Origin of the sequence: Oribacterium sp. Sow4_G1_1 (genome assembly GCF_052116105.1) — a bacterium.
Classification (GTDB): Bacteria; Bacillota; Clostridia; order Lachnospirales; family Lachnospiraceae; genus Oribacterium.
In genome coordinates, this window is sequence record NZ_JBQKLS010000029.1 from 1 (window position 1) to 11,006 (window position 11,006).

The window sequence follows — 11,006 nt, forward strand, 5'->3', positions numbered from 1 at the left end:
GGCACTGCTGCATGACCGTATTTATCAGGCCTGCAGCTTTTTTATTGCCCGGGGATGGTGTTCTCCGGAGGATCGGAGCAACCTTGAGTACCTGTACAAGCCATACAAGGCACTCGGCGGGAATGGCACCGGAGAGTCCCTGTACAAGAAGTGTCTGGAACTGCCGCTTTCGGCAGACAGAAATAAAAAGAAGGAGGAATGACTTTTATGGACTTTGGAATTGCAAGTGTGGCGGCAATCACAGTGATTGCGTACCTCGTCGGCATTGGCTGCAAGGCAGCTGGCTCGGTAAAGGATGAGCTGATCCCGGTGATCTGCGGATGCGTCGGTGCGGTGCTCGGCATCGCGGGGCTGTATCTCATGCCGGACTTCCCGGCAAAGGATGTCATTAATGCCCTTGCTGTCGGCATTGTGTCCGGTCTTGCAGCGACTGGCGTGAACCAGATCTACAAGCAGCTCACCAAGACAGATGCGTGAGAGGAGGTGATCCTCGTATCTCGGAAGCTCCTTCCGTTAAGGGAGCAATGTAATTCACGGCTCTTCGGGCTTCAAAACCCGGAGGGCTTTTTCTTATGAAGGAGGAAACTACAAATGAGTAAAACAGAATCTGCCATCCAGTGGATGGAAAATCATGCAAACAATAACGCATACGGCTACGACCAGAGGTATCGCTGGGGTGAGAGAGGAGACTTTGACTGCTCCTCGGCAGTGATCTCGGCATGGCAGGCAGCCGGTGTTCCTGTGAAGACAAGGGGTGCTACCTATACCGGCAACATGTTTTCGGTCTTTTTGTCCTGCGGCTTTGAGGACGTAACCGGCACGGTAAACCTTGCAACCGGAGCAGGCCTTAGACGCGGCGATGTCCTTTTAAACACCGCGCACCACACCGCGATGTACTGTGGGAATGGAAGAGAGGTCGAGGCATCCATCAATGAGAGGGGAACAGCGGTAGGCGGCGCTCCCGGTGACCAGACCGGACGTGAGTTTCTGATCCGTTCGTATCGGAACTTCCCTTGGAACCATGTGCTTCGCTACAAGGAGAATACCGCAACGAAGTCCGTAGATGAGCTTGCACGTGAAGTGCTGGCCGGGAAGTGGGGAAATGGTGCGGATCGAAGGAACCGTCTCTCGTCTGCTGGCTATGACGCCTCCACTGTGCAGACAAGAGTGAACGAACTGCTTCGCGCACAGGCTCAGCCGCAGGCAGTTTACTACACCGTGCAGCGAGGGGATACGCTCTCCGGAATTGCCAGAAGGTATGGAACCAGCGTATCCGCCATCCAGAAGCTGAACGTATCTCTGATCAAAAATGTGAACCTGATCCGAGTGGGATGGAAGATCCGGGTGAAATAACGCGTTGGCTTGCAGGCACCTGCTTATGGGTGTTTGCAAGCCCTATTTTTTTTGTCTTTTTCATTTCCGATTTCTCTCCGAAAGTTCCGTTTATCTGTGTAGGAGAGAATTTTCCAGGACCGTTCAAAATCGCGTGCGAATGGTCCGCATATACCTGCAGGAAAATTTCACGTCCCGTCACAAAAACGCCCGGGAAGTGTCCGCTGATAGGTGAAAGCAAAGATTCCTTTGCTCAACCTTGCGGAAAATGTCCTGTGAGGAGTGAAGGAAGCCATGTATTTACGACCTTAGGGCAAAAGGAGAATACCCATGAAGAAGAACGATCAAACAGAAGAAAAAAATGAGCAGGTGCTCCTGCTTCGAAAGAGCGGGATGAGCAATCGGAAGATTGCGGAATACACCGGGGTTTCTTACGAGAAGGTCCGGTATCAGTGCAAAAAGGACGATTGCGATAGCATTCCCGTGGACGAGGAACTGCCAGAAAAGATAAAGACGCGGGAAGCCTGCGCTTTCTGCGGGAAGCCCATCGCGAAAGAAGAAGGCCGCCGGGGACGAAAGAAGCGGTTCTGCTGTGAGAAGTGCCGGCGCACGTATTGGAAGATCCACCGAAATGGGCAGAAAAAGAATCCCAAGGCGATCTACACCAAGGTGTGCGCGTATTGCGGGAAGACCTTCGAGGTCTACGGCAATAAGAACCGAAAGTACTGCTGCCATGAGCATTACGTGGCGGACTACTTTGGCAGCTGATGAGACCGCATATTTAACCGCAATTATATAGGAAGAAAAAGGCAGAAATGACTTGATAGAATCGCAGATCAGAGTGATGGATAGACTACCAAAAGAGAAAGGAGGCAACGATGGAACTACTTACAACCATTACAGACAGGGCCGTTCTCGTGCGGTTTCTTGAAGAGAGCACCGGGCTTAATGCCGAATACGCCGGAGCACCGACCTTCCACTACAGGATCGGAGACTACACGGTTCTTCGGAACGCACACATCCGGGTTGCCGATGAAAAGGCAGATCCCGGGCTGATCGGAAAGCTCAAAGAAAGCGGTCTGATCGTGGATGAAAAGAAAGGCACAGGCATCGAGGCAGAGATCGCAGATGACGTGACGGCCCGGGTCAACCTCATCCACATGCTTTCTTCGAAGGGCGTGCTCATCAACAAGGCCATCGGACAGCCGAACGCCTTCTTTGTATCGGCAGTCCTCCTCAAGAACCTGAAAGAAACAAATCCGGCAAACCTTTCTGAGCTTCAGACTGTGCTGGTAAAAAGCGGCGCAGAGAAGGCACTTAGGGGCATCACTTTTTCTTCCATAAAGGTGCTCTTTACCGGATTCCCAAAGGATCGGACGGTGGAGGAGCTGGCGGCCTATCGGGACTTTGCAGAAGGACTTGTCAAAGCCTGTGAGAAGGCTGCCTGGGTAAAAGCAGATCCGGTGAAAACCAGCAATGAACGATACACGTTCCGAAGCTGGATGAACAGCATCGGCATGGGCGGCAAGGAACACGCAGATACCCGGAGGATTCTGATGGAGCGGATGGGTGGAAATACGGCATTCCGGACAGATGAACAGAGGGAAAAGGCGATGCGCCGTCGCCGGAAGAAAAAGGAGGTGGGAAAGCATGAGCAAAAAGCAGAGCCGGACTTCATCGTCCTCGGATCATGTGATCGTGATTCCGCACATAGAGCGCCCACAGGATCAGCGGATCAAAACAGCGGTGTACTGCCGGGTGTCCAGCAAGCATGAGGACCAGGAGTACTCACTGGAAAACCAGATCGCGCACTACAAGGAAACCATCGGAGAGGACCCAAGGTACGAGCTGGTCGAGATCTACTACGACTTCGGAATCTCCGGATTCAAGGCAGCACGGCCCGGGTTCCAGAAGATGCTCGAAGAATCAAAGGATGGGAAGTTTGAGCTGGTCATCACAAAGTCCATCACCCGCTTTGCCCGGAACACTGGGATCGTTCTGGATGCCACAAGACTTCTCAAGGAGCGCGGCATCGGGGTGTACTTTGAGCTTCAGGGAATCAATACGCTCGGACAAGGCGGCGAGCTTCTCATGACGCTCTTTGCCGCATTCGGTCAGGCGGAGAGTGAGGCAAACCGGCTCGGGACCAGGATGGCCATTCAGCGGAAGGTACAAGTACAGGAGCCCATCCAGCAGATCCAGAGGGTGTTCGGATACACGAAGAACGAGGACGGCGAGATCGTGCCGGATCAGGATGCAGGCCGTGTGCTGGAGATTTTCGAGATGGCCGCTGATGGATTCACGGTCGCACAGATCACAAACTACCTGAACGGGGAGGGAGTACGGACCAAGAGTGGTGCCAGATTTTACCGGAAAACGGTGGCCAGGATCCTGGGAAACGAGGAGTACAAGGGCGACTTCGTACAGTTCAGGCACTTCGTGGATGAGCACCGGAAGGAGAGGAAGAATACCGGGGAACACAACATGGTCTACTACAAAGAGAATCATCCGCCGATCGTGACGAATGATCTCTGGGAGAAAGCCCAGAAGGCACTCGGCGTCCGGAAGTTGCCAAAGAAGGAACCGGAGAAGAGACTGCCCATGGAGACATTTCCTTATAAGGATCAGCTCTACTGCGCAAAGTGTGGAAATAAGCTGATGCGATCCTACACCGGAGGGAAGAACCGCTGGGTATGCTCAGGAAAAGAGCGATTCAGCAGCGACTTCTGCCCCGGCGTTTCCATCCCTGACGAGGTGGTGAAGAGCTGGGGAGTTTTTTCCGAAGACCGGTATATCAATGAAAGGATCGACCGGGGAAGAGTCTCGGGTTTTACCTATGAGGACACAAAGAGCTGGCATAAGGCGCACACAAAGAAAGTCCACATCCAGAGCGCACCGGCTCTCACAGAAGCAAATTACCCATACAAGGACCGGATCTTCTGCAAGTACTGCGGCGGGAAGCTTCGACGCATCATCGCAAACAACGGAAGCGTGAAATGGATCTGCAACACCATGAGCCGATATGGCAAGGGCGCCTGCAGGGGCGTCAGGGTTCCGGATGAGATGCTGCAATCCCTGCGTGATTATCCAGGTATTGTCTACATTGGAAAGGAGAAGATCGATGGCAAAGAGTGTTACGGTTATTCCCGCAAGCCAGACAAAAAAGTCAGCTGAGGGGACAAAGAAGAAGGTCCGGGTGGCTGCCTACTGCCGGGTCTCGACAGAGCAGGAGGAGCAGCTTGGCTCCTTTGAGAACCAGGTCAGCTACTACACAGAATTGATCAACAAGAATCCGAACTGGGAGATGGCCGGGATCTTCTCGGATGAGGGCATCTCCGGAACCGGGACGAAAAAGCGTCAGGGCTTCCAGAACCTCATCCGGGCCTGCCGCGAGGGAAAGGTCGATCGGGTGATTACGAAGTCCATCTCCCGTTTTGCCCGTAACACCGCTGACTGCCTGCGTTACTCACGGGAACTTAAGGATCTCGGCATTCCCATTTATTTTGAGAAGGAAAAAATAGACACGATGGCAGCATCCGGGGAGCTGCTTTTTACCATCCTTTCCTCCCTCGCGCAGGAGGAAAGTCGTAACATCTCGGAGAATACGACATGGGGCATCCGGTCGAAGTTCAAGAGAGGACAGCCGATGCTCAACACGGAGCGCTTCATGGGATATGACAAAGACGAGAACGGAAACCTTGTCATCAACCCGGAGCAGGCCAGGGTGGTAGAGAGGATCTTCCGGTACTTTCTGGAAGGATGGTCGCTCGAAGAAATCGCCCAGAGGCTTCGGGCAAAGAACGTCCCGGGCGTGACGGGAAAAGCGGCATGGAACGCGAACACGATCCGGCGGATGCTCCAGAACGAAAAGTACAAGGGCGACCTTCTGATGCAGAAGACTTATACCGTGGATTTCCTTTCCAAGAAGATGGTGGCTAACAATGGAGAGAAGGACCAGTACTACGTGCAGGGAAATCACAAGCCCATCATTTCTCCGGATGATTGGGAGGCTGCGCAGGCCGAGTTGAAACGCCGGGAGGGCTTCATGGAAAGCCACGGCATCAAGGAAATCAGCTCGAAGGTGGGGACAGCATTCTTCAACAAGGTGTACTGCGGAAGCTGCAAAAGCCGCTTCATCCGGAGAAGCTGGACCGGCATTAAGGAACCCTTCTGGAAGTGCTTCCAAGCGGAGAAGGCGCAGGGAAAAACCTGCAAAGCTTTGAACGTGAAGGAGGCAGTTCTTCAGGAGGCTGTGGTGATCGCATGGAACAGCATCGTTGAGAACCGGGATCAGGAGATGGAGCGATGGGAGAAGATGAGGGAGTCAGAGAATCCGCTGGAGAGGCTTCGCGGAAAACAGATGATCGAGCTCACCGCAGAAGGAAAGCTCGACTTCGAGATCCCGGAACTCACGCGGATGGTCCTTCAGGAGATCACGGTTCATAGCCCTACGAGCTTCACCATCACCTTCCTGGATGGAACCGTGAAGAACGTAAAGATATGAGAGAAGAGTAGCCCTTGCCGAAGATGGCAGGGGCGTTTTTTTATTTTCGGGAACGAGTTTTCTTTTTGCGCTGAGGTTGTAAGCTATGAGAAAGATTGAAATTTTGCGCTGAGGTTGTAGCGAAGCATCGATTCTTCCATGGAGGAAGCAAAGCACTTCAGCGAAGCATCAGAGAACGGATAGGCTCCTATATATGCGCGAGGGTTGTGTGGATGAGGGAAGGATTTTATTTTGCGCAGTGGTTGTCAAACTGCTATTGCAATAATATAATAGAAGGACAGACTAAAGTAAGCCATGATGGTTGTGGGGCGTTTTAGTCGCTATTAGCATCCCAATCTTCACATCACAGCTGGAGAAGAGCCGTGATGCGGTTACTGAGTCAAATGTAAGAGCAGCTTATGCTCAGGCACAGACTGCATGGCTTACTGCAGGCGTTGGTAAAACCACTGTGGATGGAATGACCGTTACTAAGGCTGAAGGAGATACAGGTTCTGTAGAAGTGCCTGGTGTGAAGATTATGGGGCAGCAGGCTAATGGAGGCTTTGATCCATGGCCTTATAGCTTTAAGGCAGGCGAAAATGCTGCTACTGGCCTTGACAGTCAGACTAATCACACTGGCACAAAGATCACTTTTTCTTATGGCACTGCAGGCGCAGAACCTACGATTACAGTTGGTTAATTTCCTGAAACAATCTATTACAGCCCATCCTCCCTGCGAGGGTGGGCGTTTATTTGCATTAAAATACCCATCCTCGCTGGGAGGATGGGTATATAAAGTCTTGAGTTAAGCCTTTTTGGTCATCTTGATGCTGATTGTTGCGCCAGTATCAGTACTTGTAATGGTCGCCTTGCCATCTTTTACAGGGTCTGTTGCGCCAGTATCCTCAGCTAAATTCTCTGGTTTTCCTGGTTCAGTCTGCCATCCTGTAGTCTGCTGCTTAAGATCTACTGTCTTTGTAAAGTGAGTGCCTGATGCAGTAACACCATCACTTGCTTCTCCTGTAAGTTCGGAACTCATAACTTCTGCATAAGCGGCTCTGATATTAGCCATATCAACTGCCTCTCTACTCTTCTCCAGCTGTGATGTGAAAATCGGAATGCTAATAGCGACTAAAACGCCCGCCATCAGCTGACTGCTACTTTTAAAACAGCTCAATTCCGCGCGCCCGTTCGCTGCCAATTATCTTGTTTTTCTTCGTACTGTAGTTTTGCTTTACAGTACTTTTTTCAATTTAGGCCGTTTTTCCGCTTTTTAGAAAAGTGCGATTTTTTCACTACATAAACGGGGACTGTGTAGCAAAACGGGGAAGCGCAAGCTGTTGCTCAGTTTATAAAGATTTCATTGGAGATTTGTAGTCGCTTGTGTATAATGATTGCGAAAATGGGAAAACTGGAGGTGTTTTTTTATGAAGAAGAAAGGATTCACCCTGGCAGAGCTCTTAGTGGTGGTTGCCATCATTGGCGTGCTTGTAGCGATTTCTATACCGATCTTCACCCAGCAGCTGGAGAAGGCAAGGATAGCAACCGATCAGGCTAACGTCAGATCAGCCAAAGCCGCTGCCGCAGCTGCGTATATGAGTGGTGGGGAGAGTGGCTCAGTTTCCTATCTGTACACCTCCGGAACAGTGACGAAAATTAGCCTCACAAACTCCATGGATCTTGATAAAGTTGCGGCAAACTCTGGATATGGGAAGTCCACCAAGGAAGATAATGATGGATCGATTACCGGTGCGACTGGTACACCTAGGGACTCTGTTGTAGAAGTGACGATCAATGGCTCTAACATTTCTGCCAGCTGGGTCAAGGGGCTTATGTCTTATGATTCAGAAACGCAAACACTGACATTCTCGGAAAAGAATCTCAACAATCAGTCCATCAAAGATGAGTTAGCCAGAATCGGTGTTTCTGCAACCGATGTTAAGAAGATTGTGGCTCCAGCTGGCTCAAGCATCAGTGATAATACCACGAGCCTATTTAGCGGCTTTACTCATCTGGAAAAAGTCGATTTGTCAAAAGCAACACTGGCTCATTCGAGCGCAGATATGTATGCCAACATGCCGGATTCAGTAGAAGAGATCGTCCTGCCAAGTATTACATCGGGTGGATATGATATCAAAGGAACTTGGTATACGGCTGATGGAGTATGGACGAAATCTTGGTATTATGATATAAACAATGGAACGAGAATTTCTGCAAGTCAGAATGGACAGACGATATACAAACATGATCCGAAAAGACGATTAACATGAACCATTGGGACCAGGCCCCGGGAAAAAATGGATGGTTTTACAGCGCCTCTGAGTAAATAAGTGCACATTCCCCGTAGGATGTGTTTTTCGTGATAGGGCTGCCAGCGATGGCAGCCTTTTTGTGTACAAAATTTTGCCAGGCATACATGCTAGTCTGCCTATAGTGAAGGAAGCGATCTTCCGATATAATGTGACGTCAATTAATGATATAATCATAAAGTGATGGGGCTAGGTCCCAGGAAGCAGCAACGAGCCTAGATAGAAAGCAGGCAGACTATGAGTTTAGACGACAGAGACTGGTGGCGCGAAGATCGCCGTAAGAAGGAAGAATTATATGGTGGTGATTTTAGTTTAAATAGCAAACCTATTTATAAACCGCTTCGAGACGATACATTTACAGATACCGACTATACTTTAAAACCGAAACGTAATTTAGGTAACGCTACAAAAATCGATGTACTAAGTGCGATATTAGCACTTTCAGTGTTGACTATTGGATTGCTTATAGGGCTTGCAGTTAAATATATCGTTTTTGGAATTTTGCTTTGTATTGCCGTACCTGTATTAGCACGCCATTGCCGTAGTGTGGATAAGCATGCGGAGCTGAACGCGCTATTGATTACATTCATTGTCATGATGGTGATTGTATTTAATTTTTTGGGTATATTTGCTTTGCTTTCATAGCGAAAAACACTGGGGCCATTCGGGCCGACATGAGTAGGATTAATATATAAGTGCACAACCACATGGGATGTGTTTTCGTGTTAGGGCTGCCAGAGATGGCGGCTCTTTTTGTGTACAATATTTTACTCGGCCCATATGGTAGTCTTTCTATAGTGAAGGGTTGACAATGCAATGATGGGGTAACATTGAAAATGGGAAATCGGAGGCGTAAAATAGGTTTTGAAAAGTGATCGGAATTACCTTTATGGAGAATGGTGATGAAAGATAGAAAAGGTTTTACGCTTCCTGAGTTAATGGTTGTGGTGGCTATCATTGGAATACTGGTAGCTATATCTTTACCGATATTCAGCAATCAAATCGAGCGGGCCAGGGATGCGGTGACTGTAGCAAACCTTCGAGCGGCGTATGCTGAAGCACAGATTTTTCATATGTCACCGGATAACGCTACTCGTCCTAAGTATTCTAAAGGTTTTACAGTTTATAATGAGGATGGAAGTACGAAAATTGCCTGTAACTATAAGGACTATGGTTCTGAAGTGCCTGATGTCATCACCGTTTATAATGTTGTGATCAAAGGTGGGAAAAGAAATAACTGGTCTGGCCTGGGCGATGAGTTACCTTTTTATGCTGCTTTAGATGCAGGGAGTTCTGCACCGGGCGGCGATACAGGGCAAAAAGGATATGGGATGATCCACTTCTTTTATGACGAATCAGGCAAGCTGGAAAAGGTTATCATGTACGTGAATTCAGATAAAACCATGAAACCGGGATGGAAGCCATAAGAAGCAGAGGGAACTATATAGAGCACCGGGTCAGTAATAGAATACATAGATTCTTTTTGGAAGGATTTTTCTCGTGATAGGGCTGCCAGAGAGGCGGCCCTTTTGCGTACAAGATGGATCTGAGCAGAACAAAGGTGGATATTTTGAAAAGGGGAGTGACGGTGTGAAGTCGGAGGCATTGGTAGCGGGCTGGGCTGAGGGGCAGGTTCTGGGAATATATGGATGTTGATAAGAAGATTTGTTGTAAGTGAGCGCTGTATCTGAGGTAAAATGGGATGTAGGATCAGATGACGTTATGCAAGGGAGGTAGTGTATGTCTGCAATGGATGAAGTGATGGCGCAAATGTTTGGCTGTTCGGTGACACAGCGGATCAAGCAGGTGGATCAGCCGAAGGGTGGTTATATTAAGCCGAAAGAATTTAAGGCGGAGCTTCTGGGCGAGGGGACGGAGGCATTGAATCCGGCAGAGAATGTCAGCCCGATTCTTATCGGACTGGCAGTGGACTATATGACGCGCTTTATGTCTGGGGCGTCGGCTGAGGAGGCGTTCGAGATTTCGATGAAGGGGGCTTCGCGGATGGATCAAGAAGCGAAAGCTTCGAAGCTTCTGTCAGGAATCAAAGGACTTGATGACAGCTCTATCGTGAATGCCGTGAAGCTGGTGGGGTTCGATGTATGCTTCCGCAATGGAGGAATGGGATATAAGCCGGTCGAGGAGATCAATCCAGATGCGCCGACGGTGCAGAATGTGAGGACGATGGTTGAACGGTCACTGCACTTTTTCGAAGTGTATGGGCCGAAGGTGCTGGATGGATTCTCTTTCGAAGGCGGCTATACGGATGTCGTGTGCAAGGGTGATGGGGATTTCACAGCGGCGGATACACTGTGGGATTTCAAGGTCTCCAAGACGCCGATCAAGAAAGAGCATACACTTCAGCTGCTCATGTACTGGCGCATGGGGCTGCACTCGATTCATCCGGAGTTTAAGGATGTAAAGTATCTGGGGATTTATAACCCAAGGATGAATACAGCGTCGCGGATTGCGGTAGAAGATATATCGGATGAGGTGATAAAGAAGGTGGAAAAAGAAGTGATCGGATATGAGGGGTAGATAGTGCAGGCATATTCCTCCGGATATTGAGACCAGGCATCGGGAAGAAAACAGGTTTTCGATGCTCAGGATGCAGAGGCGGCGATGCATATCGTGCGAACGATGAGGTGAAGACGGAGGCATTGTCCTGCGGGATGGCGCGGAGCCAGATTGACATTGGGGCCAGGCCACGGGAAGATGACGAAACAAAGCGCCGAGGCTGATTCTAGGGGAATCAGTCTCGGCGCTTTGCAATTGTGCGCCTGGCGGCGCACGTTTCTAAACGGTGTAAGTCCGGAGTCCGCCCGGTAGCGGGAAGGACATAGCCGAAGGCAAGGGTGTCTGTCGCGAGGCAGAATCTGAAG

General features: G+C 49.9%; 12 protein-coding genes and 1 pseudogene. 12 read left to right on the top strand and 1 reads right to left on the bottom strand.

Features of this window, described 5'->3' with window-relative positions:
- The 8 genes and pseudogenes from ACTQ52_RS11905 to ACTQ52_RS11940 all read left to right on the top strand — a co-directional run.
- Positions 1 to 202 (top strand): annotated as a pseudogene (locus tag ACTQ52_RS11905) (hypothetical protein); the annotation flags it as partial.
- A 5-nt stretch (positions 203 to 207) separates the two neighbouring features.
- Positions 208 to 477, top strand: a complete 270-nt coding sequence (locus ACTQ52_RS11910; protein ID WP_441206736.1) for a phage holin family protein — start codon at positions 208 to 210, stop codon at positions 475 to 477.
- A gap of 114 nt (positions 478 to 591) precedes the next feature.
- Positions 592 to 1,353: a LysM peptidoglycan-binding domain-containing protein gene (locus ACTQ52_RS11915; protein ID WP_441982730.1), complete on the top strand. Its 762-nt coding sequence runs from the start codon at positions 592 to 594 to the stop codon at positions 1,351 to 1,353.
- A gap of 309 nt (positions 1,354 to 1,662) precedes the next feature.
- A complete protein-coding gene (locus tag ACTQ52_RS11920; protein ID WP_441982731.1) occupies positions 1,663 to 2,100 on the top strand; it encodes a hypothetical protein in 438 nt (145 codons plus the stop codon).
- 110 nt (positions 2,101 to 2,210) lie between these two features.
- Positions 2,211 to 3,107, top strand: a complete 897-nt coding sequence (locus tag ACTQ52_RS11925; RefSeq protein ID WP_441982732.1) for a hypothetical protein — start codon at positions 2,211 to 2,213, stop codon at positions 3,105 to 3,107.
- Positions 3,091 to 4,506 (top strand): recombinase family protein, encoded by a 1,416-nt coding sequence (locus tag ACTQ52_RS11930; RefSeq protein WP_441982740.1) that lies wholly within the window; start codon positions 3,091 to 3,093, stop codon positions 4,504 to 4,506. Before ACTQ52_RS11925 ends, ACTQ52_RS11930 begins: the two co-directional genes overlap by 17 nt.
- Complete coding sequence (locus ACTQ52_RS11935; RefSeq protein WP_441982733.1) at positions 4,454 to 5,836, top strand: recombinase family protein; 1,383 nt, start codon at positions 4,454 to 4,456, stop codon at positions 5,834 to 5,836. The genes ACTQ52_RS11930 and ACTQ52_RS11935 overlap by 53 nt, the downstream gene beginning before the upstream one ends.
- 301 nt (positions 5,837 to 6,137) lie before the next feature.
- Complete coding sequence (locus ACTQ52_RS11940) at positions 6,138 to 6,515, top strand: hypothetical protein (protein WP_441982734.1); 378 nt, start codon at positions 6,138 to 6,140, stop codon at positions 6,513 to 6,515.
- A 105-nt stretch (positions 6,516 to 6,620) separates the two neighbouring features.
- On the opposite strand, the gene ACTQ52_RS11945 is transcribed toward ACTQ52_RS11940, so the two are convergent.
- The gene (locus ACTQ52_RS11945) at positions 6,621 to 6,887 is read right to left on the bottom strand and encodes a hypothetical protein (protein WP_441982735.1); all 267 of its coding nucleotides are present in this window, start codon (positions 6,885 to 6,887) and stop codon (positions 6,621 to 6,623) included.
- 355 nt (positions 6,888 to 7,242) lie between these two features.
- Here ACTQ52_RS11945 and ACTQ52_RS11950 point away from each other — a divergent pair, with 355 nt between their 5' ends.
- The 4 genes from ACTQ52_RS11950 to ACTQ52_RS11965 all read left to right on the top strand — a co-directional run bounded on the left by ACTQ52_RS11950 (position 7,243) and on the right by ACTQ52_RS11965 (position 10,662).
- Positions 7,243 to 8,085, top strand: coding sequence for a type II secretion system protein (locus tag ACTQ52_RS11950; protein ID WP_441982736.1), 843 nt, complete (start codon positions 7,243 to 7,245; stop codon positions 8,083 to 8,085).
- Between the two features lie 276 nt (positions 8,086 to 8,361).
- Positions 8,362 to 8,769 (top strand): hypothetical protein, encoded by a 408-nt coding sequence (locus tag ACTQ52_RS11955; RefSeq protein WP_441982737.1) that lies wholly within the window; start codon positions 8,362 to 8,364, stop codon positions 8,767 to 8,769.
- A 257-nt stretch (positions 8,770 to 9,026) separates the two neighbouring features.
- Positions 9,027 to 9,551, top strand: a complete 525-nt coding sequence (locus tag ACTQ52_RS11960; RefSeq protein ID WP_441982738.1) for a type II secretion system protein — start codon at positions 9,027 to 9,029, stop codon at positions 9,549 to 9,551.
- A 313-nt stretch (positions 9,552 to 9,864) separates the two neighbouring features.
- Complete coding sequence (locus ACTQ52_RS11965) at positions 9,865 to 10,662, top strand: hypothetical protein (protein ID WP_441982739.1); 798 nt, start codon at positions 9,865 to 9,867, stop codon at positions 10,660 to 10,662.
- The last annotated feature ends 344 nt before the right edge of the window (positions 10,663 to 11,006 follow it).

Coding starts and splice junctions, on each gene's coding strand:
- ACTQ52_RS11910 (WP_441206736.1), top strand. CDS start 208: ATGGACTTTGGAATTGCAAGTGTGGCGGCAATCACAGTGATTGCGTAC.
- ACTQ52_RS11915 (WP_441982730.1), top strand. CDS start 592: ATGAGTAAAACAGAATCTGCCATCCAGTGGATGGAAAATCATGCAAAC.
- ACTQ52_RS11920 (WP_441982731.1), top strand. CDS start 1,663: ATGAAGAAGAACGATCAAACAGAAGAAAAAAATGAGCAGGTGCTCCTG.
- ACTQ52_RS11925 (WP_441982732.1), top strand. CDS start 2,211: ATGGAACTACTTACAACCATTACAGACAGGGCCGTTCTCGTGCGGTTT.
- ACTQ52_RS11935 (WP_441982733.1), top strand. CDS start 4,454: ATGGCAAAGAGTGTTACGGTTATTCCCGCAAGCCAGACAAAAAAGTCA.
- ACTQ52_RS11945 (WP_441982735.1), bottom strand. CDS start 6,887: ATGGCTAATATCAGAGCCGCTTATGCAGAAGTTATGAGTTCCGAACTT.
- ACTQ52_RS11950 (WP_441982736.1), top strand. CDS start 7,243: ATGAAGAAGAAAGGATTCACCCTGGCAGAGCTCTTAGTGGTGGTTGCC.
- ACTQ52_RS11955 (WP_441982737.1), top strand. CDS start 8,362: ATGAGTTTAGACGACAGAGACTGGTGGCGCGAAGATCGCCGTAAGAAG.
- ACTQ52_RS11960 (WP_441982738.1), top strand. CDS start 9,027: ATGAAAGATAGAAAAGGTTTTACGCTTCCTGAGTTAATGGTTGTGGTG.
- ACTQ52_RS11965 (WP_441982739.1), top strand. CDS start 9,865: ATGTCTGCAATGGATGAAGTGATGGCGCAAATGTTTGGCTGTTCGGTG.